The following is a 24,246-nucleotide window of genomic DNA, read 5'->3' as shown; positions in this document are numbered from 1 at the left end:
GTATCGCCCCGTGGCCGACACTCTCCCCGGCCGGTGTCGACCAGGGGTGTACGTCCCCGGACCGATGCCCCTCCACGGCCCGCGTGCCTACGATCGCCGCATGCATGCCATGCCGCTCCCGCCCCGCCTCAAGCTCGTGCCGCCCGGTGCCTGGGTGGCCCTGGCCTGGAGCGCGAGCACGGCGTTCACCTTCCTCGCCCGCGTACGGCTCCCCGGTGAGGAGGCAGCCAACGAGTTTGCCGCCGTCCAGTTCTACCGCTGGGACGGCCTGGTGGTCCTGACCATCGCCTGTGCTCTGGCGCTGCTCGGCAGCATGTGGTTGCATCGACGGCCGCTGAGGGCCCTCGGCCTGCTCCTGACGGCCGCCGCCTTCCTCACCATCAACCTGGCCGCGGTGGCGATCCAACTGGCCCAGTTCCTCGCCGTCGATCTCGCCCTCTACTTCATCGCGGCCGGCCGCCCCCGCCGCACCGGAGTCGCCGCCCTCTGTACGGCGCTCGCCGTCCTGGTGGGCTGGGAGTCCCTACGGCTGCTGCGCGGGTGGGGCATCGGCACGCTGGAAGAGCTGACCGTGGCGCTGACGGCCGTCGTCGCCTGGCTCCTCGGCGACGCCTCGCACCGCACCCGCGAGTACGGCGAGAGGCTCCGCGCCCAGGCCGCCACCCAGGCGGTCACCGACGAACGCCTGCGCATCGCCCGCGAGATGCACGACATGGTCGCCCACAGCATCGGCATCATCGCCCTCCAGGCCGGGGCGGCGGCCCGCGTCGTCCACACCCAGCCGGAGGCCGCGCGCGAGGCGATGACGGCGGTGGAGACGGCCGGACGGGAGACCCTGGCGGGGCTGCGCCGGATGCTGGTCGCCCTGCGCCATGCGGACCAGGACCGCTCCCGCGCCGCCGCCGAGGCCGACCGGTTGCACCCGGCCGAGGGCCTTGCCGACCTCGACCGCCTGGCCGCCGCGACAACGGCGGCGGGCCTCCAGGTCGACGTCCACTGGAAGGGCGCGCGTCGCCAACTCCCCCCGGACATCGACCTCTCCGTCTTCCGGATCGTCCAGGAGTCGATCACGAACGTCGTACGCCACGCGGCGACGACCGCCTGCCGGGTGACGGTCGACTACCTGGAGGAGCATGTGACCGTCGAGGTCACCGACGACGGCCGGGGCCGGGGCAGCACCACCGACACCGGCTTCGGCCTGGTCGGGATGCGTGAGCGCGTGGCCCTGCTGCACGGCGAGTTCACGGCGGGCCCCCGTCCCGAGGGCGGCTTCCGGGTGACGGCCCGTCTGCCGGTCCCGGCGACCGCGGCGACGGCGACCGCGGCGACGGTGGCCGCGTGATGCCGATCCGTGTCGTCCTCGCCGACGACCAGCAGCTGATCCGCACGGCCCTTCGGATGGTCATCGCCGACATCGAGGACGTGGAGGTGGTGGGGGAGGCCGCGGACGGCCAGGAGGCGGTGACCCGCACCGAGGAACTCCGGCCCGACGTCGTGGTGATGGACATCCGCATGCCGGGCGTGGACGGCATAGAGGCGACCCGCCGGATCACCACGGGTGCGGGCGAGTCGAGGATCGTCGTCCTGACCACCTTCGACGACGACGACTACGTGTACGGGGCGCTGCGCGCGGGCGCGTCGGGGTTCCTGGTCAAGGACATGGCCCTGGACGACATCATCGGCGCCATACGGGTCGTGGCGGCCGGCGACGCCCTCATCGCCCCCAGCGTCACCCGCCGTCTGATCCAGGACTTCACCTCCGCGCGCTCCTCCGAGCCGGCGCGTCCACGCCGCGACCTGACCGCGATCACGGACCGCGAGCGCGAGGTCCTCACCCTGGTCGGCACGGGCCTGTCCAACGCCGAGATAGCCGAACGGCTCTTCATCAGCGTCGCCACGGCGAAGACGTACCTGACCCGCCTGCTGTCCAAGCTGGACGCACGGGACCGGGTCCAGCTGGTGATCATCGCCTATGAGGCGGGGTTGGTCTCGGTGAACCGGTGAAGCGGCCGGCCGACGGCATGAGTCACTTCTTGGCCGCGGCCGGCTTCGGTCCGGCCTTGGGGCGGTCCGGGCGTACGGAGAAGGCCGTGTCGCCCGCCACGGCCACGATCGTGTCCTTCACGAGCAGCAGGCTCGGGACCGTGGTCTCCGGCGAGTTCCCCGGGTTGTCCAGCTTGTCCGTGTTCCATCGCGCGGCGCCGGTCGCGCGGTCGAGCGCGAGCAGTCGGCCGTAGCGGTTGGCGAAGAAGAGGTCGTCGTACGTCGTCGACAGCACCGGCTTCGACAGATTCTCGATCTGCGTCTCACGCTGCCAGAGCCGGGCGCCGTCGCTCACCCTGACCGCGGTGACGGTCCCGTCGGGCCGGACGAAGTACACGACGCCGTCGAGGAGGGTGACCGAGCCGCGCGGGGGGCCCGCCAGGGGGATCCGGACGAGGGCGCCGCTGGTCGGGTTCACCCTCAGCAGGCTCGAGTACGGGGTGTCCGCATCGTCGACGAACTCGTCGTCCGCCGCGTTGCGTGGCACGGCGAACAGCGGCTGCCCGCCTGTGGTGCCCAGCGGCACCACTCCGTGGGGCAGCTTGGCGAGGTCGTGCGCCGTGCCGTCGGCCGGGTCGAGGCGCACCAGGCCGGTCGGGCCCGTGTCGGAGTTCTGCTGCGTGCACAGGCCGTAGGGGATGCCGTCCAGGGCCAGCGGGGAGCAGGAGTTGGTCACCGACGACTTCGCCGGCGTCCGCCACAGGTCCTTGCCCGTCCGGGCGTCGAAGGCGACGAACTCCGTCCCGTCCTCCCCGTCGTCCGACTTCGCCAGGACGCCGCCGTCGAACAGGACGGCAGGCCAGACCTCGTTGATCGGTCGGTACCAGAGCCGTTTTCCGGTGCCGGCGGAGAGGGCGACCAGCCGCCAGGTCTCGCGGACGTTCAGGCCCGGCTTCTCGTAGGTGTAGACGATCCCGTCCCGGACGCCGAGCGGCAGCGTGGTCTGCGGGGTGTGGCCGGCCCGCCACTCCACGCGGCCGGAGGCGGCGTCGAGCTTGGCGACGGTGAAGCCGGACCCCGCGCAGTACAGGGAGGAGCCGCCGGACACGCAGCCGGATTCCGAGCCGCTGATGGAGATGTCCGCGTACGCCTTGTCCGGGGCCTGGGTGAGGTTCGCGCGCCAGGGCTTCCAGCCGGTGGGGAGCGCCGCGGCGGGAGAAGCGGCGGCGTGGGACGCGGTTGTCCGCCCGCCGGGCGTGCCCTCGGTGCTCTTCGGGCGCGCCACCAGGTAGTACACCGACGCGGACACCGCCGTGACGGCCAGGGCGGCGCCGAGTGCGACGAGGAGGCGTACCCGGCGACCGCGGCGGCCGGAGCCGGTCGAGGCCGTCGTGTCGCCGTGCCTCCGGGCGGCCCCGCGGCCTCCCACGACGGTCGAGGGGCCCGACGCGGCCGCAGTGGCCGGGGCGGTCGCCACGTCCGGCAGGTCCCTGAACAGCCGGTGCAGTTCGGTGAGGTCGGGCCGGGCGGTCGCGTCCTTGTCCAGGCAGCGCTCGGCGATGCTCCTGAGGGGCTCCGGTACGCCGTCCAGGACCGGCTGCTCGTGCACCACCTGATAGCCCGTCATGTACGGGCTGCCGCCGTCGAAGGGACGGTTGCCGGTGGCCGCGTACACCAGCAGCGAGCCCAGCGAGAACACGTCCGAGGCGGCGGTGACGTCCCGGGGCGAGGCGAACTGCTCCGGGGACATGAAGGGCGGGGTGCCGATCAGCCGCCCTGTCACGGTGAGGGCCTGGTTGTCGGCGGCGCGCGAGATGCCGAAGTCGATGACGCGCGGACCGTCCTCGGCCAGCAGGACGTTGCTCGGCTTCAGATCCCGGTGCACCACACCCGCCTGGTGGATGTCCCGCAGTGCCTCGACGAGCCCCAGCGCCAGTGTGCGCAGCGCGTGCCCGCTCAACGGGCCTTCCTGCGCCACGATTTCGGACAGTGTCCGGCCCGGCACGTACAGCGTCGCCATCCACGGCACTTCGGCGTCCGGATCGGCGTCCACCACGGGAGCGGTGAACGCTCCGCTCACCCGGCGGGCCGCCGAGATCTCCTGCCGGAAGCGGACCCGGAACTCCTCGTCCTGCGCGTACTGCGCGTGTACGACCTTGACCGCGACCTGCCGTCCCGAGGCGGAGCGTCCCAGGTAGACGACGCCCATACCGCCGCTGCCGAGCCGGTCGACGAGCGTGTAGCCGCCTATCGACCCGATGGACTCCGACTCCCCGGTGCTCAGCGGCATGGCCGGTTACCTTTCCCAAATCCCCTGTGTCGCACGCCTGTTCTGCGGCATCACACTAGTGCCTGCGGCACTCGAACACCGGCGAGGTCGGCTGACCTGGGACACGAGTCGGCGGCCCAAGGTTGAGGAGCGATTGGCGGAAATGGGCCGGCCGAGACCACCCTTAAGCTCCAGCATCTTCGCGACGTAATCCGCGTACCGCTTGTCATCAATCGGTTTTCGCCACGTCGCTCGAATAAGCCGTCGGTTTGCAGGAGCTCATCGATCCGTCGGGCCACATCCAACTGTGGTTTCCGAATGGCCTGTTCGAAGCGGCCCGTGTAACCCCCGGAGACGCGAACCGTCGGCCATGGTCAAACCCCTTACGGCGCGCCGAACTTGCAGAGGACAGACTCCTGCCGAGTGTAGATGCGGAGCGTCACTTTGGGGATGCGAAGAGTGAAACTCGGAAAGTCGGGGGAACAGGGTGAAGGCACTGCACGCGGCGCTCTGCGTCGAAGAGGCGGAGGTAACGGTGAAGGAATTGCGGACGGCACGGGAGAAGGCCGGAATTACGTCGCTGTCGCTCCGGATCGACCCGGCGAGTTTGGCGCGCGAGGCACCTTGTCCGCGTGTCGAATGCGGCGGCTGCTCCATCGAGGTCGCGACCCGGCTCGCGGCGGCGCTGCGGTGAGGCCGCCGACGAAGCCGCCGATCGGCTCGTGCGTCGTCGACACGCACACAGGGAGGGTGGGCATGGTGATGGGACACGAGGGACCGTACGTACAGCTGAGACCGCTGGGCGGGGGCAAGGAGTGGGACTGCGCGCCGGACGCCGTCCGACGGGCCACCGCGGCGGAGCGGCTCAGCGCGGCCACGGCGTATGCGAACGCACGCAGCCGCGGTGAGGTCCCGTGAGCGCTGGTTCGGCCGGCGTCAGTGCAACGGAGTGACCTCGGCACGCTTGCCGACAGGACCGAGTCGGTCCAGGAGGTGCTGGATGTCTCCGGGGTCCGACGTGACAATCACGGCACCGAGGTCCGCCGCCAGCAACGCGACGGTGCCGTCGACCGGGTCCGATGTGGCGGCCTGTCCCAAGAGGGCCCCCACCCTCCTGGCGAGTGCGTGATCGAGTACGGGGACCTCACAGCCGTTGAGAATCCGGGCCAACTGGGCCTGGCGGGCGCCATCCCGCCAGGCCTGCGCCACGACCGGTGCGGGTGCCAGGGGCAGGCCGCCCGCGGTGAGGTAGGAGCGGTGGGCTCGCCAGAAAGCGGCGTGGTTCCGTTCCGCGGCGATCAGTGGCCCGGCGTCATAGACCACGGGCCTGAGCACGTTCACGCGGCACCCTGCGACTGTTCGGCCGTGAGCGTGGGCTGAGTGACGCGGTTCATGAAATCGTCGACCCATGCCTGCTCGTCCGGCGTGGGCGGATCGACGTATGCCATGGCCTCCTCCGCCGCGGCCAGCCCGGCTTCGATCTTCGCCGCGTGTCCAGCGGCACGCGAAAGCCAGGCGGAGACACTCAGGCCTTCGCGCTCGGCGGCCGACTTGACCGCGTCGAGCGTCTCGCTCGGGATGGTGATGGTGACTCGCTCCAGGCTCATACCGAGAGTCTTACTGACGTGAGCGGTCGGCCGCCAGGCGAGTCGGCCATATTCACCGGCAAGAAGTACGGCACCCGCCGGTGCATGCCCGTGCGTACGCGAGAATGGCCCCATGAGTCTGTTCCGCGACGACGGCATCGTGCTGCGCACCCAGAAGCTGGGTGAGGCGGACCGGATCATCACGCTGCTCACCCGCGGTCACGGCCGCGTACGGGCCGTGGCCCGTGGTGTACGGCGGACGAAGTCGAAGTTCGGGGCCCGGCTCGAACCCTTCTCGCACGTGGACGTGCAGTTCTTCGCGCGCGGGAGCGAGCTGATCGGGCGCGGCCTTCCGCTGTGCACACAGAGCGAGACGATCGCTCCGTACGGCGGCGGGATCGTGACGGACTACGCGCGCTACACCGCCGGTACGGCCATGCTGGAGACGGCGGAGCGGTTCACCGATCACGAGGGCGAGCCCGCCGTGCAGCAGTATCTGCTGCTCGTCGGCGGGCTGCGCACCCTCGCCCGGGGCGAGCACGAGCCGCACCTCGTCCTCGACGCCTTCCTGCTGCGCTCCCTCGCCGTGAACGGCTACGCGCCCAGCTTCAGCGCCTGCGCGAAGTGCGGGATGCCGGGACCCAATCGGTTCTTCTCGGTCGCTGCGGGAGGTTCCGTCTGCGTGGACTGCCGGGTGCCCGGCAGCGTCGTACCCTCGGCGGGGGCCCTCGAACTGCTCGGCGCGCTGCTGACGGGAGACTGGGAGACCGCGGACGCGTGCGAGTCGCGGTACGTCCGGGAGGGCAGCGGGCTGGTGTCGGCCTATCTGCACTGGCATCTGGAGCGCGGGCTGCGCTCACTCCGGTACGTGGAAAAGTAAGACTGAGGGAGACGAGAAGCACATGGTCGTACGCGGGATCCTGGGACGCCAGCGCCGCGAGTACAGGACGCCGGAACCGCACCCGTCCGGCGCCGTCGCGCCCAAGCTCCCCGGTGAGCTGATCCCGAACCACGTGGCGATCGTCATGGACGGGAACGGGCGCTGGGCGAAGGAGCGCGGGCTGCCGCGTACCGAGGGGCACAAGGTCGGCGCCGAACGCGTCCTCGACGTACTGCAGGGCGCGATCGAGATGGGGGTCGGCGCCATCTCGCTGTACGCCTTCTCCACCGAGAACTGGAAGCGCTCGCCCGACGAGGTGCGCTTCCTGATGAACTTCAACCGCGACTTCATCCGCAAGACCCGCGACCAGCTCGACGAACTCGGCATCCGGGTCCGCTGGGTGGGCCGGATGCCCAAGCTGTGGAAGTCGGTGGCCAAGGAGCTCCAGATCGCCCAGGAGCAGACCAAGGACAACAACCGGCTGACGCTGTACTTCTGCATGAACTACGGCGGTCGCGCCGAAATCACCGACGCCGCGCAGGCCTTGGCCGAAGACATCAAGGCCGGCCGGCTCGACCCGTCGAAGGTCACCGAGAAGACCTTCGCGAAGTACCTGTACTACCCGGACATGCCCGACGTGGACCTGTTCCTGCGGCCGAGCGGCGAGCAGCGCACCTCCAACTACCTGCTCTGGCAGAGCGCCTACGCCGAGATGGTCTTCCAGAACGTGCTGTGGCCGGATTTCGACCGGCGCGACCTGTGGCGGGCGTGCGTCGAGTTCGCCCAGCGCGACCGCCGCTTCGGCGGGGCTGTCCCGAACGAGCAACTGCTCGCGATGGAGCAGGGCATGCGGGGCCGCGCGGAATAGGGCCTGAGCGGAACAGGGCCTGATGTGTGAAGGGGCGCTCCGTCAGGAGGCGCCCCTTCAGGGGCGCGGGGAACTGCGCGCCCAGCCCCCACCAACCCGCAGCAAAAAACGAGCCCCCCGCTACCCCTTAGCGGCAGCGCACTCCGCACAGGTACCGAAGATCTCCACCGTGTGCGCGACGTTCACATAGCCGTGCTCGACGGCGATCGCCTCGGCCCACTTCTCGACGGCCGGCCCCTCGACCTCGACCGCCTTGCCGCAGACGCGGCAGACGAGGTGGTGGTGGTGCTCGCCGCTGGAGCAGCGGCGGTAGACGGACTCGCCGTCGGAGGTACGCAGTACGTCGACCTCGCCGGCGTCGGCGAGGGACTGCAGCGTGCGGTACACGGTGGTGAGTCCGACGGAGTCACCCTTGTGCTTGAGCATGTCGTGGAGCTCCTGCGCACTGCGGAACTCGTCCACCTCGTCGAGCGCCGCCGCTACGGCGGCACGCTGCCGGGTGGAACGGCCCCGAACGGGCGATCCAGCGGTTGTCACCGTTGCCTCCTCACGTCTGCCCTTGCCCGGCCATTGTGCCAGCCCGGACTGTGCGTGGTCAGACGCCGACCTTGCGTTCCGGGCCGCGGGTGGCCGGAATCGCGCACTCCGCGGGGTCTCCGGCCCCCTGCGCGGCGGCCAGGGCCCGGGCACGGCGCCGGGCCAGCGGCGTCGCCAGCGCGGTGAGCACGATGAACGCGCCGATGGTCAGCAACACGATCGTCGCACCGGGCGGCACGTCCTGGTAGTACGACGTCACGGTGCCGCCGATCGTCACGCTCACCCCGATGGCCACCGCGATCGCGAAGGTGGCGGCGAAGCTGCGGCTGAGCTGCTGGGCCGCGGCCACCGGGACCACCATCAGCGCGCTGACCAGGAGCAGGCCGACCACCCGCATCGCGACCGTCACGGTGACGGCGGCGGTGACGGCGGTGAGCAGGTTCAGGGCGCGCACCGGCAGGCCCGTCACCCGAGCGAACTCCTCGTCCTGGCTGACCGCGAACAGCTGTCGGCGCAGGCCCAGGGTGACCAGGACCACGAAGGCCGCGAGCACGCAGATCGCCGTCACGTCGGACTCGGAGACCGTGGACAGGGAGCCGAAGAGGTACGAGGTCAGGTTGGCGTTGGACCCGCCCGGCGCGAGGTTGATGAACATCACGCCGCCCGCCATACCGCCGTAGAAGAGCATGGCGAGCGCGATGTCGCCGCGCGTCTTGCCGTACCAGCGGATCAGCTCCATGATCACGGCGCCGAGGACCGAGACGGCCGTCGCCATCCACACCGGGTTGGTGGAGAGCAGGAAGCCGAGGCCGACACCGGTCATCGCCACATGGCCGATGCCGTCGCCCATCAGGGCCTGGCGGCGCTGGACGAGGTAGATGCCGACGGCGGGCGCGGTGATGCCCACCAGGACGGCGGCGAGCAGCGCCCGCTGCATGAAGTCGTAGTTCAGGATGTCCATCAGCTCTGCGGTCCCATCAGCTCAGCAGTCCCGTCCGGATCGGTTCGGCGTCGTGAGCCGCGTGCGGGTGTACGTGGTCGTGGCCGGGCAGCGCGTGCTGGCCGACCGCCCGCGGGGGCGGGCCGTCGTGCAGGACGCAGCCGTCGCGCAGGACGACCGCGCGGTCGATCAGTGGCTCCAGGGGACCCAGCTCATGCAGGACGAGCAGGACGGTGGTGCCCGCCGCGACCTGCTCGCGCAGGGTCTGGGCCAGCACCTCCTGGCTCGCGAGGTCGACGCCCGCCATCGGCTCGTCCATGATCAGCAGCTCGGGTTCGGAGGCGAGGGCGCGGGCGATCAGGACGCGCTGGTGCTGGCCGCCCGACAGGGCGTTCACCGAGTCCTTGGCGCGGTCCGCCATGCCGACGAGCTCCAGGGCGTGCCGTACGGCCTCGTGGTCGGCCTTGCGCAGCACGCCGAAGCGGGCGCGGGAGAGCCGGCCGGAGGCGACGATCTCGGTCACCGTGGCGGGCACGCCGCCCGCGGCGGTCGTGCGCTGCGGCACGTACCCCACCCGCTTCCAGTCGCGGAAGCGGCGCCGCGGGGTGCCGAAGATCTCTATCTCGCCGCCGCTGACCGGGACCTGGCCGATCACGCTGCGGATGGCCGTCGACTTGCCGGAGCCGTTGGCGCCGAGCAGCGCGACGACCTCGCCGCGGTGCACGGTGAGGTCGATGCCGCGCAGGACGGGGCGCGAACCCAGCTCGGCGGTCACGCCGCGCAGGGATATGACGGGCTCGCTCACGCTGTCCTCCTGGAACTCGGACTGGGTGTCACTTGGCGCCCAACGCCGTTCGCAGCGCCTTCAGGTTCGACTCCATGACCTGGAAGTAGTCGCTGCCCCTGGACTTGCCGGTGATGCCCTCGATCGGGTCGAGGACGTCCGTCTTCAGGTTCGCGTCGCCGGCGATGGTCTTGGCGGTCTTGTCGCTGACGAGCGTCTCGTAGAAGACCGTCGAGACGCCGTCGGCCTTCGCCATCTTCTCAAGGTCCTTCACGCGGTTCGCGCTGGGCTCCGACTCCGGGTCCAGACCGTTGATGGCCTCCTCGGTGAGGCCGTAGCGCTCGGCCAGGTAGCCGAAGGCGGCGTGCGTGGTGATGAAGACCTTGGTCCTGGTGTTCGCCAGCCCGCTCTTGTACCGGGTGTCGAGATCGGCGAACTTCTTGCGCAGCGCCGCCATGTTCTTGTCGTAGTCCGCGGCGTGCTTCGGGTCGGCCTTCTTGAGGGCCTTGGCGACCCCTTCGGCGACCTGGCCGTACTTCACCGGGTCGAGCCAGATGTGCGGGTCGGTGGCGCCGCTCTCCTCGCCCTTGGAGGTGTCGTGCGAGGCCGCGTGCCCGCCGACCTCGTTGCCGTGCTTCTCCAGGGTCGTCAGTGACGCGGCGTCGATCTTGGTCTTGACCTCGGACTGCGCCACGGCGTCGTCGACGGCCGGCTGCAGGTTCTTGAGGTAGACGACGGCGTCCGCCGACTGGAGCTGCGCGGTCTGCCGGGCGCTGATCTCCAGGTCGTGCGGCTCCTGACCGGGCTGGGTCAGGCTCGTGACGTGCACGTGCGTCCCGCCGATCTGCTCGGCGAGGTACTGCATGGGATAGAACGACGCCACGATGTCGAGCTTCCCGTCGCTCCTGCCGTCGGCCGCCGTGGAAGCCGAGCAGCCGGTGAGGGCGCCGAGGCCGACGGCGGTGGCTGCCAGGGCCGCGGACCCGGCAGTGCTTATTCGAGAAGCGGCGAGGCGCCGACGTACGTTCATGACAGTCATTTTCAACAAACCTGGAAACGATTGTCAACAAGCCTTCGGTATGCCCTCGGTAAACGAGGCGGCGAATGAGCCGGTAAGGGGCACGATGAGAGGAGGTGTCCCCGAACCGATTTGATACGAGGGTGGGCGGCGCCGGTAACCTGAATCATTCGCTGCCGTCCGTTCGTAATGAAGAGAGCACCGTGGCCGCCGACAAGATCGACACCATCGTCAGCCTGAGCAAGCGCCGTGGCTTCGTTTTCCCCAGTAGTGAGATCTACGGCGGACAGCGTGCCGCCTGGGACTACGGCCCGCTCGGCGTCGAGCTCAAGGAGAACATCAAGCGTCAGTGGTGGCGCTACATGGTCACCTCCCGCGAGGACGTCGTCGGTATCGACTCGTCGGTGATCCTGGCGACCGAGGTCTGGGTCGCGTCGGGGCACGTCGCCACGTTCACCGACCCGCTCACCGAGTGCACCTCCTGCCACAAGCGCTACCGCGCCGACCACCTGGAGGAGGCCTACGAGGCGAAGCACGGCCGCCTCCCGGAGAACGGCCTCGCCGACCTCAACTGCCCCAACTGCGGCAACAAGGGCACGTTCACCGAGCCCAAGCAGTTCTCGGGCCTGCTCACCACCCACCTCGGCCCCACGCAGGACAGCGGCTCCGTCGCCTACCTGCGCCCCGAGACGGCCCAGGGCATCTTCACCAACTTCGCCCAGGTCCAGCAGACCTCGCGCCGCAAGCCGCCCTTCGGCATCGCGCAGATGGGCAAGTCCTTCCGCAACGAGATCACGCCCGGCAACTTCATCTTCCGCACCCGCGAGTTCGAGCAGATGGAGATGGAGTTCTTCGTCAAGCCGGGCGAGGACGAGAAGTGGCAGGAGTACTGGATGCAGGAGCGCTGGAACTGGTACACCGGCCTCGGTCTGCGCGAAGAGAACATGCGCTGGTTCGAGCACCCGCAGGAGAAGCTCTCCCACTACTCCAAGCGCACCGCCGACATCGAGTACCGCTTCAGCTTCGGCGGCAACGAGTGGGGCGAGCTGGAGGGCGTCGCCAACCGCACCGACTACGACCTCGGCGCGCACTCCAAGGCCTCCGGCCAGGACCTCTCCTACTTCGACCAGGAGGCCGGCGAGCGCTGGACTCCGTACGTCATCGAGCCCGCCGCCGGTGTCGGCCGCGCGATGCTGGCGTTCCTGCTGGACGCCTACGTCGAGGACGAGGCCCCCAACGCCAAGGGCAAGATGGAGAAGCGCACGGTGCTGCGCCTCGACCCGCGCCTCGCGCCGGTCAAGGTCGCCGTCCTCCCGCTCTCCCGCAACCCGGAGCTGTCCCCGAAGGCCAAGGGCCTCGCCACCGCCCTGCGCCAGCACTGGAACATCGACTTCGACGACGCGGGCGCCATCGGCCGCCGCTACCGTCGCCAGGACGAGATCGGCACCCCGTTCTGCGTCACGGTCGACTTCGACACCCTCGACGACAACGCCGTCACGGTGCGCGAGCGCGACTCGATGAAGCAGGAGCGCGTCTCCCTCGACCAGATCGAGGGCTACCTGGCCGCGCGTCTGATCGGCTGCTGACCTGGCTTGTCCGTGAAAAGCCCCTGGTTCCCGCGACGCGGGAACCAGGGGCTTTTTCGGATCGCCGGACACTTTGCGTGGCCCCGGCCCCGGCGCCGGACTGATCCGAGAGACAGGCCCTGGCGGCCGGACAGCTCCAAGTAGCCGGACAGGTCCTGGCGGCCGAACAGGTCCCAGTGACCTGAGTCCAAGGAATCCCTGGCCCAGGTCACTGGCCGGTGATCAGCGCGTCCCAGGACCGGGGTCGGGTGAACTCCTGCCACTCGTCCCGGAGCAGGGCCAGCACCGCGACGTCGTATCGGCGGCCCCGGTGCAGGCAGGCGGAGCGGCGCACCCCCTCCTGAACGAACCCTGCCCTGGCCAGGACGCCGAGGGCCCCTGTATTGGTGGTGTGGGTGACCGCCTGGACACGGTGCATGGGCAGTTCACCGAAGGCGAGGTCGACCAGCGCGTCAACGGCGTCCGTGCCATGGCCCCGGCCCCGGTGGTCGGGGTCCAGAAGCAGCATGATCTCGGCTGTGCCGTCCACCATGTCCTGGTCTGTCAGGGCGATGTGGCCGATCGGCGTGCCGTCGGGGAGCAGGACGAGGAAGTCGTCGCGGTCGTGCTCGTCGCGGTCGCGCTCGATGCGCTCGCGCACGGCGGAAAGGGAACGCGGCCAGATGCCGATTTCGTTGGCGGCCACGGGGTCGGAACGCCACCCATGGATCAGCTCCGCGTCGTCGACGTCGAGCGGCGCGAAGGCGACGCCCCTACCCCGCCAGCAGACCTCCCGAGGCGATTCCGCCTCCCCGCCCTCCCCCTGCTCCCCGGCGACGCGCCCGTCCACAACCCTTGCCCCGTCCTCGATCATGGCCGGAGGCTACCGACCACAGGGACCGGTGGACCAGTCATTTCTGTCCCCGCCCGGCCCGCTGCGAGTGGAGAGAACCGCCGAGGAATCTCTGACTCGGGCAGTGGTCGGAGAGGCCCTAGCGGCGGGCGCCGGTCGGTGTGCCCATGGCGCGGGCGACGAGCGCGTCGTAGGCGCGGTCGGGCAGGGCGCGGCGCAGGAAGATGAGGGGCCTGGCCCCGAAACCGACGGCGTACCGGGTTCTGGGGCGGCGAGCCGTGACGGCCTTGGCGACGGTGTCGGCGATGACCGAGGGCGGGGAGCTACGGCGGGCGGTGCTCTCGGACCCCAGGGACTCGGCCATCGCCTCGGCCTGCACGGCGTACGCGGTGTCGCCGGAGGTCTTGCGCAGGTTGTCCGCGGCGATGCCGCCCCACTCCGTCCTGATGGCCCCGGGCTCGACGATGACCACGTCGACGCCGAACGGCTTGAGCTCCATGCGCAGGCAGTCGCTGAGCCCTTCGAGGGCGAACTTGGTCCCGTGGTACCAACCGCCCAGCGGGGTGTGGATCTTGCCGCCCATGGACGAGATGTTGACGATCGTGCCGCTCCGCTGCGCCCGCATGTGCGGCAGCACGAGCTGGATCAGACGGGCGGCACCGAAGATGTTGACCTCGAACTGGGCCCGCGCCTCGTCCAGCGGCACGTCCTCGATGGCCCCGTAGGACCCGTACCCCGCGTTGTTCACCAGGACGTCGATACGGCCCGATTCGGCGATGATCCCGTCGACACCCGCCTGCATCGAGGCGGTGTCGGTGACGTCCATGGGCAGGACGTGGACGCCCGCCTCGGCGAGCCGGGACATGCGTTCCACCCGGCGGGCGGCGCCGTACACGGTGTATCCGAGCTCCTGGAGCTTGAGTGCGGTGACTTCACCGATACCGGAGGAGGCACCGGTGACCAGGGCGACCTTGCTGGACATGGGGCAAACCTTTGATTCGGCCCCTCGCGGGGCGGGGAACGCCAGGTGAAGATGAACCATGGCTCACCTTCATCATGAATCATGGTTCACTTTCCTGCAAGCGAACCGCATAGGCTTGACTCCTCGATGAGACTGGAGGGCACGATGACCCAGGCCCGGCCGCTGCGCGCCGACGCGGTCCGCAACCGCAAGAAGATCCTCGACGCGGCGCACCTGCTGATCACCCGGCACGGCCCCGAGGTACCCATGGACGCGATCGCCGAGGCTGCGGGAGTGGCGGTGGGCACGCTCTACCGGCACTACCCCACGAAGACCGATCTCGTCGGCGCGGTCCTGTCCCGGCATGTCGAGCGGATGACCCTCGCCGTGGAAGAGGCGGCGGATCGCGTGCGGGCGGGGGAGCACGCCATGACCGAGCTCACCGCGCTCGTCTCCCGCGTCATCGAGGCCGCGGCCCAGGACCACGCGGTGAAGGCCGCCGCGCAGGGAGTCGGCGCCTCGTACGCGCCCGAGAACGACACGCGCGCGGCCGCCGCGCTGACCGAGCTCATCACCGCCGGCCAGGCGGACGGTGACCTCCACTCGGACGTCACCGTCGCCGACTTCTACCTCCTGCTGGCCACCGCTCCTCTCGACCAGCCGCGCGAGGTCCGCGAACGCTGGCTCACCCTCACCCTTCCGGGCTTCACTGCGGCGGCGCGCTGAGATCCGCGGGGGCGTGCTGAGAACCGCGGTGGCACGCTGAGATCGGCGGCGGTGCGTCGGAAGTGGACTGCTCAGTGGGCTGCTCGGTGGACTGCTCCCCGAGCCGCCCTGGCTCTCAACGGCCCTGCAGCGCCTTGACGTTGTCGCCGAAGGTCCAGTTCTTCGAGCCGTCCCAGTTGATCGACCAGGTCATCAGACCCTTGAGGCCGGTGCCGTAGTGCCGCCACGCCTGGGAGACCAGGCTCGGTGACATGTAGCCGCCGCCGGCGCCCGACTGGGCGGGCAGACCCGGGACCTGCTTGTCATAAGGCACCTTGATGGTGGTGCCCTGCACGACCAGCCCCTTGTTCAGGCAGTCGGTCTGCGCGGTGAAGCCCTGAACGGTGCCCGCGGAGTAGGAGTCGCCGGAGCATCCGTACATGCTGCCGTTGTAGTACTGCATGTTCAGCCACCAGAGGCGCCCGTTGTCCGCGTACTTCTTGACGATCGGCAGATACGCGCCCCAGATCGAGCCGTACGTGATGCTGCCACCGGTGACGTACGCGGTCTCCGGCGCCATGGTCAGTCCGAAGTTGGCCGGCATCTGCGACAGCACGCCGTCGATGATCCGGGTCAGGTTGGCCTGGGACGTGGAGAGTTGGCCGATGCTGCCACTGCCGACCAGGCCCGTCTCGATGTCGATGTCGATACCGTCGAAGTTGTACTTCTTCAGGATGGGCACGATCGTCGCGACGAACCTGTCGGCGACGGCGGAGGAACTGAGGTCGATGCCCGCCGCCGCCCCGCCGATCGACAGCAGGATCGTCTGCCCGGACGCCTTGGCCGCGCACATCTCCGCCGGCGTCGCGACCTTCACACCGGCGTCCATCCCGTCCTCCCACAGCGCCGTGCCGTCGGAGCGGATGACCGGGAACGCCGCGTTGATCACGTTGTAGCCGTGCGCGGCGATACGGGAGTCGGTGATCGGCGTCCATCCGAACGGCGGGTGCACTCCGTTGGAAGAGCCGTCCCAGTTCTCCCAGTAGCCCTGGAGAACCTTCCCGGACGGGCGGGACTTCACCGCGCAGGTGTCGGCGGCGGATGCGGTGGGGGCGGTGGCGACCGACAGTGGGGCGAGGACGGCTGCGGTGAGTGCGAGGGCGAACAGGCGCAGCTTCCGACGGATCATGCGAGGCCTCCCGGTGGGGGGTGCGGTGAGGTGTCGTAGGCATGACAGTGCCTGCGGTCCAGACCTGTCGTCAATAGGTCTGGACCAAAGTGGGGTGAGGGGTGACTGGTGGCGGATGACGGATGACGGATAACCGGTGACGGATAACCGGTGACAGATATCAGGTGACAGATGACAGATGACAGATATTGAAATCTGTCATCTGTCATGCCATCGTGAAAGGGCACCAATCCTTCAAGGGACACCATGGAGTCCTCATGCAAACCCGCCCCCTCGGAACCACCGGCCCCCAGGTCTCCGCCCTCGGCCTCGGCTGCATGGGCATGTCCGCGCTGTACGGCGAGGCGGACCGCGCCGAGTCCATCGCGACCATCCACGCCGCCCTCGAGGCGGGCGTGACGCTCCTCGACACCGGCGACTTCTACGCCATGGGCCACAACGAGATGCTGATCGGCGAGGCCCTGCGCGCGGCTCCGGCGGCCCTGCGCGAGCAGGCGCTGACCAGCGTCAAGTTCGGCGCCCTGCGCGACCCGGACGGCGGCTGGTCCGGATACGACGGCCGACCCGCCGCGGTGCGGAACTTCGCCGCGTACTCGCTGCAGCGCCTGGGCGTCGATCACATCGACGTGTACCGGATCGCGCGGCTCGACCCGAACGTCCCGATCGAGGAGACGGTCGGCGCGATCGCCGAACTCGTGGAGAAGGGGCACGTCAGGCACATCGGCCTGAGCGAGGTCGGCGCCGACACCATCCGCCGGGCCGCCGCCACCGCTCCCATCTCAGACCTTCAGATCGAGTACTCGCTGATCTCACGCGGCATCGAGGACGAGGTCCTGCCGACCACCCGTGAGCTGGGCATCGGGATCACCGCGTACGGCGTGCTGTCCCGCGGGCTGATCTCCGGCCACTTCACGGCCGACCGGCAGCTGGCCCCGACCGACTTCCGTTCCATGAGCCCCCGCTTCCAGGGCGAGAACCTCCAGCACAACCTCTCCCTCGTCGAGGCACTGCGGAAGATCGCCGAGCAGAAGGGCGTCAGCGTGGCGCAGATCGCGATCGCGTGGGTGTTGTCGAGGGGCGAGGACATCGTGCCGCTGGTCGGTGCGCGGACCCGGGAGCGGCTGACGGAGGCGCTCGGCGCGCTGGACGTCACGCTCGACGACGCCGACCTCGCCGCGATCGAGCAGGCCGTGCCGGCGGACGCCGCCGCGGGCGACCGCTACCCGGCGGCGCAGATGTCGCATCTCGGCACCGACCGCTGACAGTGCCGCCAGGTACGGTTTTCGACATGGCACCGACCACCGAAGCACTGACCGCCGAGCGCATCCTCGAGGCGACCGAGGAGGCGCTGCGCCGCCACGGCCCCGCGAAGGCCACCGTGGTGGACGTGGCCCGCGCGCTCGGCGTGAGCCACGGCAGCGTCTACCGTCACTTCCGTACGAAGGCGGCGCTGCGGGAGGCGGTCACGAAGCGCTGGCTGGACCGTACGTCGCAGATACTCGCGGAGATCGCCAGGCCGTCGTCCTCGCCGCCCCCGGAGGCGCTCGAGCACTGGCTGGCGACGCTGTTCACCGCAAAGCGGCACAAGGCGGGTGACGATCCCGAGCTGTTCGCCACGTACTCGGTGCTGCTCGACGAGGCGAGCGCGGTGGTCGATGAGCATGTCGCCGAGCTGGTCGACCAGCTCTCGGACATCATTCATCGCGGCGTGATGGAGGGCGACTTCATGACCGTGGACGGCGACTCCGTCGCGACGGCCCGCGCCGTCTTCCACGCCACGAACCGTTTCCACGACCCCGCCTACGCCCACGAGTGGGAACAGCCGGGCATCGAGGCCGAGTTCACGACCGTCGTCACCCTCGTCCTGCGCGGACTGCGCCGCCGTATCGACTGAATCCCCGGTCCCGGCGGACCGGTGGACCCGGTGGAGGACTATCCCTCCGTCGGGTCCACCGTCGCCTGATGCGCCTCGGCGAGGTGTTCCTCCGCCTTCAGCCACGGCAGGAACTGCGCGCCCTTGCGCCAGCCGCAGGTGTCGCATCTGATCGTGCGCTGTACACCGGTGCGCTGGACATGGACGACGTGCTCGCGGCCGTGCTGGTCCCAGCGGCTTACCTTGCTCGTGTTGATCTGCAGCATGACACCTCCAGGTGTTACCGCTCCGCTTGCCCGGCAAGGCGTTGGCGGCAAGCCTTTCGCAGCAAGGAGTGTGCAGCATCGGGAAGATCAACGGGGGTTCTTCGGCCGCGAGTTCACCGCGTGGTCGTACGCGATCACGATCCGTCGCCGCCCGCCCACCCTGCGCGCTGCCGAACCCCCCGATCTAGACTCCGCTCATGACGACCGGAACTCCCGCCATCGCCAAGGACCTCGCGCCCCACGGCACCCTGCGGGCCTCGATCAACCTGGGCAATCCGGTGCTGGCCCAGGGCACACCGGAGGCTCCGGCCGGCATCACCGTCGACCTCGCGCGGGAGATCGCCGCCCGCCTCGACGTCCCCGTGGAACTCCTCTGCTTCGACGCGGCCCGCAAGTCGTACGAGGCGATGGCAGAGGGCCGTGCCGATCTGTGCTTCCTGGCCGTCGAGCCCGCGCGGGAGGCCGAGGTCGCGTTCACGGCGCCGTACGTCGTGATCGAGGGCGTGTACGCCGTCCCCCGTGACTCGGACCTGACGACCGTCGCCGAGGTCGACCGTCCCGGCGTACGGATCGGTGTGAAGCGCGGGTCCGCCTACGACCTCTTCCTCTCCCGCACGCTTCGGCACGCGAGCGTGGTGCGCGGGGAGGACGGCGTCGAGGCGTTCGGGGCCGAGGGGCTGGAGGTCGCGGCCGGGATCAGGCAGCCGATGACCGAGTTCGTCGCGGCACACCCCGAACTCCGCCTGATCGAGGACCGGTTCATGCAGATCCGCCAAGCGGTCGGCACGACGAGGACCCGCCACCCCGAGACCGTCCGCTTCCTCCACGACCTCGTCGAGGAACTGAAGGCGAACGGTTTCGTCGCGAACGCCCTACGCCGCGCCCACCAGCCGGAGACCCTGGCCGCCCCGCTCGCCCGCCCTGGGAGCTGACCTAGGATCGGCACGTGATCGCCGAACTGCAGTGCGTGGTGCTGGACTGCCCCGAGCCGCTCCGACTCGCCGAGTTCTACGAGGCCTTGCTCGGCGGCACCGTCAACCGGCCCGACCCGCGCTGGGCACTCGGCGAGACCTGGTCGACGTTGCACACGCCGTCCGGTCTCGTGCTCGCCTTCCAGCGAGTGCCGGCCACGGAGTACCGGCCTCCGCAGTGGCCCGATCCCGCCCGCCCCCAGCAGTTCCACCTGGACTTCAGCGTCCCCGATCTGGACGGGGCGCGGGAACAGGTCCTGGCTCTGGGTGCGACACCGCTCGACGTCTCCGACGGGCGGGGCTGGCACATCTACGCCGATCCGGCAGGACATCCCTTCTGTCTGGTCCGGCACTGAGAAGCCGTAGCCATGGCGGTGGGGCGGACGGTGCCGAAGTGGGTGACGGGCGTCGACGGACATGTGCCTCGCCCGGGGAAAGATGGGAACAAGTTTACTAAAGGCGGCCATGTGTTTTCCCTGCCGCTTCATAGGATGCATCCACCGCACGACTCCGACGAGTCACACGAGTGCGGCAAGTTTCATGCACACGACGGGGGTTGGGTGGCGTGAACAGTCTGTTCATCGTCGGTATGGGCTTCGGGACCGCAGGGATTCCAGCCATTAGGTCGTGACCGCCATCGGCGGTTCGGCCACCAGCGCCAAGACGACACGCACGGCTGCGGCCGAGGGTGCGTGTGTCACGCCGGGCTGGTCCCTGTCGACATCGGCGAGCGAGTGCGGCGCGCAGGCGCCCCGGCCGCTGGTGTTCTCTTCCTACACCGAAGGAGCAACATGAAGCCCTCTCGGGCAACTGCAAGCTCTCGTGTCCGGAAAGTCTTAGTTGTCGCAAGCTCGATGGTGGTCGCGGCCGCCGCTTTTGTCGCGACGCCCGCGAACGCCGCACCGGGGGCCGATTCCGCGCCGGCCAAGGGGTGCAGAACTCTCAGCGCCACGCAGACGCGTCTCGTCGGGGCGGACGGGAAGACCGTGTCCGCGTCGGCTGCTCAAGCCGTACGAGCCGCAGCGGGGAAGGAGTTGACCTACCGTCTGCCGGGCGGCGCGACCATGACGACGATCGTTCCGCCCCAGGGGTTCCGGCCGCAGACAGCGCCGCCCGCGGCGGCGCGGGCCTACGGCTTCGACGCCCCGAACAACGCGAAGGCGCTGGCGGCATGGCGGGCGAAGTACAACGGGTACCGCGAGACCATCCCGTCGGTGCCGTGCCTGGGGCCGTCCGGCAGGTCGGCACTGCGATTCGCCTACAGCAGTAACTGGGGTGGCTATGTCGCCACCGGCCACTCCAACTACAACGAGGTCTACGACGATCAGAACATCCCCACCTACTCCGCGAGTTGCGGTTCCAACAGCACCGCGGTGGCAGCCCCGTGGATCGGCGTCGGTGGCTGGCACACCGGCAAGCTGATCCAGCAGGGCTTCGTCTCGGGCTCGTCGACCACGGCCACCCAGGGTGCCTCGCTGTGGTACGAGTACCTCAACCCCGCGCACCCGAACCCGCCCGTCTATATCGGGCACACGACGAAGACCGGGCACGTCATCTCGCAGTACATGACCTACAGCTCCGGAAAGGTCGTGTTCCACTGGTACGACCGGACCGCCGGATCCGGCTGGACACCCGTCACCGTGTCCGGTCTTTCGTCGTACTACGACGGGACGACCGCGGACTACATCACGGAACGGCCGCTCGGTTTCAAACTGCGTAAGTTCAGCCGGCAGACGCTCAGCGCCGCCGGTGCCAGGTACGGCAGCACCTCCAAGAACCTCTTCGCGCTGCCGACCACCGAGGTGAAGCTGACCACCAACGGCGCCGCGTCCGGTGCCGCCATGTTCACCGACACCCGCTCCAGCTCGACCGCGTTCTACCAGACCTGGAAGCGCTGCTCCTAGCGTCGGGCCAGCCGTACCGGGTGTCGCCGGGAGCCGCCGTGTGCTCCCGGCGACACCCGCGAGTGGGCGAAACTCGCGAGTGGGCGAAACTCGCGCGCGGCCGGCTACTTGGCCGGGCTGAGCCGCACCTTGTGGCCGTCGGCCGTGACCGCGTACCTGACGGGCGAACCTGTCTCGGTGGTCGAGCAGTAGACGGCGACGGTGCCGCCGGGAACGTCGGGCAGAACGTCCTCGGGCTTGGCGTTCGTCGCGGCCAGGTGCTTCGCGCGGACCCGCTCGACGGTGGTGAAGGTGCCGTCGGAGGTGGACTTGCGTCCGAGTGCCTTCTTGCACACGGCGGCGCCTGACGTCGTCGTGGTGTCCTCGCGCCACAGTGCGATGAGCCGGTGGTGACTGTCCAGGAACCGCAGCGTTCGGGCGGCCGAGTCACCCGGCTCGTCCACGGCGACGTAAGCGGTACGCGCGACCGCGTCCAGGAGGTCGGGAGGAGGCGTGGTGAGCATCGGGCAGGGCTGGAACTGCGGCGGCGGCGACACGGCGGTGAACGAGCCGTCCGCATGCAGAGTGAAGCTGCCGCCGGCCAGCGGGCCGCAGGCCCTGTTCACCTGCCATGCGTTCGGTGCCCCGTCGGCGCCGATGATGACGTTCGCCGGCATGCCACTGACGTCGCGCCACGACGAGACGTCGCGACCGTCGATCCGGACAGCGATCCATCGCCCGCCGAGGCCTTCGGCGGTCAGGGCCGCGCTGCGGAAGCTGGGAGTAGCCATGGTGTTGCTCCTGCCGTGGTCCCCCTGCGTCGCGACGGCCACCGATCCGGCGACGGCCACGACGCAGGCGAACACGCCGGCGACGGCGAGCCGTCGACGCCAGCGCCGCCTCGTCCCCACGCGGACCACCTCGTCGATGTCGACGCGGTCGGCAGGAGCACTGATGCTGATGGACGCGATACGCGAGGCGAGTTCTTCTGGCGTCTTGTCAGGATTCACGATGCTCCCTCGATCTTGGTCGGTTGTGTCCGGAGCGCGGAGCGCAGAGCCTCCAGGCCGCGGCTTGTCTGGCTCTTGACGTTGCCCGGACTCGTCTTGAGCAGGGCCGCGGTCTGCTCGACGGACAGATCCTCGAAGAAGCGCAGGACGAGCACGGTCCGCTGGCCGGCCGGGATCGTCAGCAGGGCGGCGATCAGATCGTCGTCACGCTCGTCCATGCTGGTCTGCGGGGGTGAGCGCAACGTGCTCACATCCGCCTCGCTGATCTCACGTCTGGCCGGTCGACGCCGGTAGTCGGTGTGGAGATTGCACAGGATCCGACGGACGTACGCGCGCGGATCACCGGCTGCCACCACCTTGCCCCACCTGGAGTAGAGCCGTCCGAGCGCGTCCTGCACGAGGTCATCGGCGAGGTACCAGTCACCGCAGAGCAGAAACGCCGTCGTACGCAGGCGCGTTCGATGCTCAAGCACCCAGGCACGGAAGTCGGTCTCGCGGGGATGATCGGTCACGCTCTTCCTCGTCTCATGCTCCAGGTGTCGGCTGCGTTGGGCCCGGGCCGACCCGGGTCCGCGTCTCGCTACGCCCTACACGGAACCCGGGGCGCCCAGGGTTGCACGCGTCCGCGAACTCAACGGATGCTCCAACTGGTTCAACCGCACCCACAGCTCAGCTGATCGTGCGCGGCAGCCGCAGGCTCAGGGCCGTCGTCAGGGCCACGCCCGCCAGTTGGACCAGGAGGGTGGTGACGAGGGCGTCCCGCATGCCGTCGCTGGAGGCGAGGGACAGGAAGAGGGTGCCCAGGGTGGCGACGCCGACGGCGAGGGCCGACTGCTGGGTGGTGGCCATGACGCCACTGCCGACGCCGGCCCGCGCGGACGGCACCTCGGAGAGGATGATCCGGATCAGGACGGGGAGCTGGAGCGCCTGGCCCGCGCCCGCGACCGCCGCGCCCGGCAGCAGTTGCCACACGCCCAGGTCCGGCCAGGACCGCCAGGCGGCCAGCGCGATGAGGGCCACGCCCACCGCCTGGATCAGCCCGCCCGCCGTGACGACCCGGGTGCCGTAGCGGGCGATCAGCCGGGGGCCGCAGAGGGAGACGACGAAGAAGACCGCGGCCATCGGCGCCAGGGCCAGGCCCGCCGGGACCGGGCCGAGGCCCGCACCCCGCTGCAGCGCCACCGCTATCACGAACATGAAGCCGCTGAAGCCGATCGAGAACGGCACGATCATGATCAGGCCCCGGCGGAGCGAGGTCAGCGCGAACAGGCTCGGCGGCACCAGGGGCGTACGGCCCTGGCGGTCCTCCCGGCGCTCGACGAAGTAGAACGCCGCGGCCGCGAGGGGGAACAGCGCCAGCGACAGCCAGGTCCACAGGGGCCAGCCCGCCGCCCTGCCCTCGGTGAGCGGGGCCAGGAGCGCGAGAAGGGACACGGCGAGCAGCACCGTGCCGGGGGTGTCGATCGGCTCCGGGTGCTGCGAGCGGGTCTCGGGGACGGCGCGCGTGGCCAGGATCAGGCCGAGGATCACGACGGGCACGTTCACGAGGAACACCGCGCGCCAGCCGGTGCCCGCGATGTCCGCCGCGACGAGCAGGCCGCCGAGTATCTGTCCGGCCACCATGGACAGACCGGCCGTGGCCCCGTACAGGCCCATGGCCTTGGCGCGGCGCGGGCCCGCCGTCGCCGCCTGGATGGTGGCGAGCACCTGCGGGAGCATCGCCGCGGACGCCGCGCCCTGCGCCACGCGCGCCGCCACCAGCGTCCAGGCGCTGGGCGCGAGCCCGCACGCCAGGGAGGTCAGGCCGAAGGCCGCCATGCCGCCGAGGAAGAACTGGCGTCGCCCGAAGAGGTCGCCGAGGCGGCCGCCCAGGACGAGCAGGACGGCGTACGCGACTCCGTACCCGGCGACGACGAGTTCGAGGACGGCTTCGCTCGCGTTCAGGTCCCGGCCGATGGTCGGGAGGGCTACGTTGACGATGAAGAAGTCGATGAGGGGCAGTGCCGCTCCGAGCAGCACGGTGAAGAGGCCGAGGCCGCTGAGCACGGGTGCTGCGGAGGGCGAGCGGACTGGAGTCCTGAGGGTTCCGGTTTCGGTCACGTCCT

Annotated in this window: 27 protein-coding genes and 1 pseudogene; 13 read left to right on the top strand and 15 right to left on the bottom strand. The window is 69.9% G+C overall.

Annotated elements, in window-relative coordinates:
• The first annotated feature begins 100 nt into the window (after window positions 1-100).
• A complete protein-coding gene (locus AQJ27_RS18605; RefSeq protein ID WP_067370568.1) occupies window positions 101-1,342 on the top strand; it encodes a sensor histidine kinase in 1,242 nt (413 codons plus the stop codon).
• The gene (locus AQJ27_RS18600) at window positions 1,342-2,004 is read left to right on the top strand and encodes a response regulator (RefSeq protein WP_067369844.1); all 663 of its coding nucleotides are present in this window, start codon (window positions 1,342-1,344) and stop codon (window positions 2,002-2,004) included. The genes AQJ27_RS18605 and AQJ27_RS18600 overlap by 1 nt, the downstream gene beginning before the upstream one ends.
• Before the next feature lie 22 nt (window positions 2,005-2,026).
• On the opposite strand, the gene AQJ27_RS18595 is transcribed toward AQJ27_RS18600, so the two are convergent.
• A complete protein-coding gene (locus tag AQJ27_RS18595) occupies window positions 2,027-4,273 on the bottom strand; it encodes a protein kinase domain-containing protein (RefSeq protein WP_067369841.1) in 2,247 nt (748 codons plus the stop codon).
• 162 nt (window positions 4,274-4,435) lie between these two features.
• Window positions 4,436-4,614 (bottom strand): annotated as a pseudogene (locus AQJ27_RS58695) (transcriptional regulator); the annotation flags it as partial.
• A 125-nt stretch (window positions 4,615-4,739) separates the two neighbouring features.
• Here AQJ27_RS58695 and AQJ27_RS18590 point away from each other — a divergent pair.
• Together AQJ27_RS18590 and AQJ27_RS58690 are read left to right on the top strand one after the other, a co-directional pair.
• Window positions 4,740-4,946, top strand: a complete 207-nt coding sequence (locus tag AQJ27_RS18590; protein ID WP_067369838.1) for a hypothetical protein — start codon at window positions 4,740-4,742, stop codon at window positions 4,944-4,946.
• Window positions 4,892-5,170, top strand: a complete 279-nt coding sequence (locus AQJ27_RS58690; RefSeq protein WP_235613469.1) for a hypothetical protein — start codon at window positions 4,892-4,894, stop codon at window positions 5,168-5,170. Before AQJ27_RS18590 ends, AQJ27_RS58690 begins: the two co-directional genes overlap by 55 nt.
• Window positions 5,171-5,188: 18 nt before the next feature.
• Here AQJ27_RS58690 and AQJ27_RS18585 read toward each other — a convergent pair whose 3' ends face one another.
• Together AQJ27_RS18585 and AQJ27_RS18580 are read right to left on the bottom strand one after the other, a co-directional pair.
• Entirely contained in the window at window positions 5,189-5,593 is a 405-nt protein-coding gene (locus AQJ27_RS18585; protein WP_067369834.1) for a hypothetical protein, read from the bottom strand.
• Window positions 5,590-5,859 (bottom strand): ribbon-helix-helix domain-containing protein, encoded by a 270-nt coding sequence (locus tag AQJ27_RS18580; RefSeq protein ID WP_067369832.1) that lies wholly within the window; start codon window positions 5,857-5,859, stop codon window positions 5,590-5,592. The genes AQJ27_RS18585 and AQJ27_RS18580 overlap by 4 nt, the downstream gene beginning before the upstream one ends.
• A gap of 112 nt (window positions 5,860-5,971) precedes the next feature.
• Here AQJ27_RS18580 and recO point away from each other — a divergent pair, with 112 nt between their 5' ends.
• Window positions 5,972-6,718, top strand: a complete 747-nt coding sequence (recO, locus tag AQJ27_RS18575; protein ID WP_067369828.1) for a DNA repair protein RecO — start codon at window positions 5,972-5,974, stop codon at window positions 6,716-6,718.
• A gap of 22 nt (window positions 6,719-6,740) precedes the next feature.
• Window positions 6,741-7,586: an isoprenyl transferase gene (locus AQJ27_RS18570; protein ID WP_067369825.1), complete on the top strand. Its 846-nt coding sequence runs from the start codon at window positions 6,741-6,743 to the stop codon at window positions 7,584-7,586.
• Between the two features lie 120 nt (window positions 7,587-7,706).
• On the opposite strand, the gene AQJ27_RS18565 is transcribed toward AQJ27_RS18570, so the two are convergent.
• Genes AQJ27_RS18565 through AQJ27_RS18550 form a run of 4 tightly spaced genes read right to left on the bottom strand, consistent with a single transcriptional unit; the run spans window position 7,707 to window position 10,877 of the window.
• Window positions 7,707-8,123: a Fur family transcriptional regulator gene (locus tag AQJ27_RS18565; protein ID WP_067369822.1), complete on the bottom strand. Its 417-nt coding sequence runs from the start codon at window positions 8,121-8,123 to the stop codon at window positions 7,707-7,709.
• 58 nt (window positions 8,124-8,181) lie between these two features.
• The gene (locus AQJ27_RS18560) at window positions 8,182-9,084 is read right to left on the bottom strand and encodes a metal ABC transporter permease (protein ID WP_067369819.1); all 903 of its coding nucleotides are present in this window, start codon (window positions 9,082-9,084) and stop codon (window positions 8,182-8,184) included.
• A gap of 16 nt (window positions 9,085-9,100) precedes the next feature.
• Window positions 9,101-9,868: a metal ABC transporter ATP-binding protein gene (locus AQJ27_RS18555; RefSeq protein WP_067369816.1), complete on the bottom strand. Its 768-nt coding sequence runs from the start codon at window positions 9,866-9,868 to the stop codon at window positions 9,101-9,103.
• A 28-nt stretch (window positions 9,869-9,896) separates the two neighbouring features.
• On the bottom strand, window positions 9,897-10,877 hold the full coding sequence (locus AQJ27_RS18550) for a metal ABC transporter substrate-binding protein (RefSeq protein WP_067369812.1): 981 nt from the start codon (window positions 10,875-10,877) through the stop codon (window positions 9,897-9,899).
• A gap of 191 nt (window positions 10,878-11,068) precedes the next feature.
• Here AQJ27_RS18550 and AQJ27_RS18545 point away from each other — a divergent pair, with 191 nt between their 5' ends.
• Window positions 11,069-12,451, top strand: coding sequence for a glycine--tRNA ligase (locus tag AQJ27_RS18545; protein WP_054235485.1), 1,383 nt, complete (start codon window positions 11,069-11,071; stop codon window positions 12,449-12,451).
• 208 nt (window positions 12,452-12,659) lie between these two features.
• Here the strand turns inward: AQJ27_RS18545 and AQJ27_RS18540 are convergent, their stop codons facing one another.
• Both AQJ27_RS18540 and AQJ27_RS18535 read right to left on the bottom strand, forming a co-directional pair.
• The gene (locus AQJ27_RS18540) at window positions 12,660-13,304 is read right to left on the bottom strand and encodes a GNAT family N-acetyltransferase (protein WP_079065071.1); all 645 of its coding nucleotides are present in this window, start codon (window positions 13,302-13,304) and stop codon (window positions 12,660-12,662) included.
• A gap of 118 nt (window positions 13,305-13,422) precedes the next feature.
• The gene (locus AQJ27_RS18535) at window positions 13,423-14,265 is read right to left on the bottom strand and encodes an oxidoreductase (RefSeq protein WP_067369806.1); all 843 of its coding nucleotides are present in this window, start codon (window positions 14,263-14,265) and stop codon (window positions 13,423-13,425) included.
• Window positions 14,266-14,391: 126 nt separating this feature from the next.
• On the opposite strand from AQJ27_RS18535, the gene AQJ27_RS18530 reads away from it, so the two are divergent.
• Window positions 14,392-14,970: a TetR/AcrR family transcriptional regulator gene (locus AQJ27_RS18530; protein ID WP_244313871.1), complete on the top strand. Its 579-nt coding sequence runs from the start codon at window positions 14,392-14,394 to the stop codon at window positions 14,968-14,970.
• Window positions 14,971-15,085: 115 nt separating this feature from the next.
• On the opposite strand, the gene AQJ27_RS18525 is transcribed toward AQJ27_RS18530, so the two are convergent.
• Window positions 15,086-16,138, bottom strand: coding sequence for a chitinase (locus AQJ27_RS18525; protein ID WP_067369799.1), 1,053 nt, complete (start codon window positions 16,136-16,138; stop codon window positions 15,086-15,088).
• 257 nt (window positions 16,139-16,395) lie between these two features.
• Between AQJ27_RS18525 and AQJ27_RS18520 the strand changes: the two genes are divergently transcribed.
• The gene (locus tag AQJ27_RS18520; RefSeq protein WP_067369796.1) at window positions 16,396-17,400 is read left to right on the top strand and encodes an aldo/keto reductase; all 1,005 of its coding nucleotides are present in this window, start codon (window positions 16,396-16,398) and stop codon (window positions 17,398-17,400) included.
• Between the two features lie 26 nt (window positions 17,401-17,426).
• Window positions 17,427-18,032, top strand: coding sequence for a TetR/AcrR family transcriptional regulator (locus AQJ27_RS18515; protein ID WP_067369792.1), 606 nt, complete (start codon window positions 17,427-17,429; stop codon window positions 18,030-18,032).
• A 38-nt stretch (window positions 18,033-18,070) separates the two neighbouring features.
• Here AQJ27_RS18515 and AQJ27_RS18510 read toward each other — a convergent pair whose 3' ends face one another.
• Window positions 18,071-18,277 carry a hypothetical protein gene (locus AQJ27_RS18510; protein WP_067369789.1) on the bottom strand — a complete coding sequence of 69 codons (207 nt, stop codon included), beginning with the start codon at window positions 18,275-18,277 and terminating at the stop codon, window positions 18,071-18,073.
• A gap of 197 nt (window positions 18,278-18,474) precedes the next feature.
• Between AQJ27_RS18510 and AQJ27_RS18505 the strand changes: the two genes are divergently transcribed.
• From AQJ27_RS18505 to AQJ27_RS18495, 3 genes are all read left to right on the top strand, one after another.
• The gene (locus tag AQJ27_RS18505) at window positions 18,475-19,209 is read left to right on the top strand and encodes a transporter substrate-binding domain-containing protein (RefSeq protein WP_067369786.1); all 735 of its coding nucleotides are present in this window, start codon (window positions 18,475-18,477) and stop codon (window positions 19,207-19,209) included.
• Between the two features lie 14 nt (window positions 19,210-19,223).
• A complete protein-coding gene (locus AQJ27_RS18500; RefSeq protein WP_067369783.1) occupies window positions 19,224-19,604 on the top strand; it encodes a VOC family protein in 381 nt (126 codons plus the stop codon).
• A gap of 678 nt (window positions 19,605-20,282) precedes the next feature.
• Window positions 20,283-21,152 carry a G1 family glutamic endopeptidase gene (locus AQJ27_RS18495; RefSeq protein ID WP_067369780.1) on the top strand — a complete coding sequence of 290 codons (870 nt, stop codon included), beginning with the start codon at window positions 20,283-20,285 and terminating at the stop codon, window positions 21,150-21,152.
• Between the two features lie 104 nt (window positions 21,153-21,256).
• Here AQJ27_RS18495 and AQJ27_RS18490 read toward each other — a convergent pair whose 3' ends face one another.
• The 3 genes from AQJ27_RS18490 to AQJ27_RS18480 all read right to left on the bottom strand — a co-directional run bounded on the left by AQJ27_RS18490 (window position 21,257) and on the right by AQJ27_RS18480 (window position 24,241).
• Window positions 21,257-22,141: a hypothetical protein gene (locus AQJ27_RS18490; protein WP_067369777.1), complete on the bottom strand. Its 885-nt coding sequence runs from the start codon at window positions 22,139-22,141 to the stop codon at window positions 21,257-21,259.
• Complete coding sequence (locus tag AQJ27_RS18485; protein ID WP_067369774.1) at window positions 22,138-22,653, bottom strand: SigE family RNA polymerase sigma factor; 516 nt, start codon at window positions 22,651-22,653, stop codon at window positions 22,138-22,140. The genes AQJ27_RS18490 and AQJ27_RS18485 overlap by 4 nt, the downstream gene beginning before the upstream one ends.
• A gap of 157 nt (window positions 22,654-22,810) precedes the next feature.
• Complete coding sequence (locus AQJ27_RS18480; protein ID WP_067369771.1) at window positions 22,811-24,241, bottom strand: MFS transporter; 1,431 nt, start codon at window positions 24,239-24,241, stop codon at window positions 22,811-22,813.
• Window positions 24,242-24,246 lie beyond the last annotated feature (5 nt).

Origin of the sequence: Streptomyces olivochromogenes (genome assembly GCF_001514115.1) — a bacterium.
Taxonomy (GTDB): domain Bacteria; phylum Actinomycetota; class Actinomycetes; order Streptomycetales; family Streptomycetaceae; genus Streptomyces; species Streptomyces olivochromogenes.
The sequence above is the reverse complement of the archived record's forward strand: the minus strand, read 5'-3'. Positions and strand labels throughout refer to the sequence as shown.

Coding starts and splice junctions, on each gene's coding strand:
- AQJ27_RS18550 (WP_067369812.1), bottom strand. CDS start 10,877: ATGAACGTACGTCGGCGCCTCGCCGCTTCTCGAATAAGCACTGCCGGG.
- AQJ27_RS18600 (WP_067369844.1), top strand. CDS start 1,342: ATGCCGATCCGTGTCGTCCTCGCCGACGACCAGCAGCTGATCCGCACG.
- AQJ27_RS18525 (WP_067369799.1), bottom strand. CDS start 16,138: ATGATCCGTCGGAAGCTGCGCCTGTTCGCCCTCGCACTCACCGCAGCC.
- AQJ27_RS18530 (WP_244313871.1), top strand. CDS start 14,392: ATGAGACTGGAGGGCACGATGACCCAGGCCCGGCCGCTGCGCGCCGAC.
- AQJ27_RS18560 (WP_067369819.1), bottom strand. CDS start 9,084: ATGGACATCCTGAACTACGACTTCATGCAGCGGGCGCTGCTCGCCGCC.
- recO (WP_067369828.1), top strand. CDS start 5,972: ATGAGTCTGTTCCGCGACGACGGCATCGTGCTGCGCACCCAGAAGCTG.
- AQJ27_RS18580 (WP_067369832.1), bottom strand. CDS start 5,859: ATGAGCCTGGAGCGAGTCACCATCACCATCCCGAGCGAGACGCTCGAC.
- AQJ27_RS18605 (WP_067370568.1), top strand. CDS start 101: ATGCATGCCATGCCGCTCCCGCCCCGCCTCAAGCTCGTGCCGCCCGGT.
- AQJ27_RS18505 (WP_067369786.1), top strand. CDS start 18,475: ATGACGACCGGAACTCCCGCCATCGCCAAGGACCTCGCGCCCCACGGC.
- AQJ27_RS18520 (WP_067369796.1), top strand. CDS start 16,396: ATGCAAACCCGCCCCCTCGGAACCACCGGCCCCCAGGTCTCCGCCCTC.
- AQJ27_RS58690 (WP_235613469.1), top strand. CDS start 4,892: ATGCGGCGGCTGCTCCATCGAGGTCGCGACCCGGCTCGCGGCGGCGCT.
- AQJ27_RS18510 (WP_067369789.1), bottom strand. CDS start 18,277: ATGCTGCAGATCAACACGAGCAAGGTAAGCCGCTGGGACCAGCACGGC.
- AQJ27_RS18535 (WP_067369806.1), bottom strand. CDS start 14,265: ATGTCCAGCAAGGTCGCCCTGGTCACCGGTGCCTCCTCCGGTATCGGT.
- AQJ27_RS18540 (WP_079065071.1), bottom strand. CDS start 13,304: ATGATCGAGGACGGGGCAAGGGTTGTGGACGGGCGCGTCGCCGGGGAG.
- AQJ27_RS18515 (WP_067369792.1), top strand. CDS start 17,427: ATGGCACCGACCACCGAAGCACTGACCGCCGAGCGCATCCTCGAGGCG.
- AQJ27_RS18595 (WP_067369841.1), bottom strand. CDS start 4,273: ATGCCGCTGAGCACCGGGGAGTCGGAGTCCATCGGGTCGATAGGCGGC.
- AQJ27_RS18570 (WP_067369825.1), top strand. CDS start 6,741: ATGGTCGTACGCGGGATCCTGGGACGCCAGCGCCGCGAGTACAGGACG.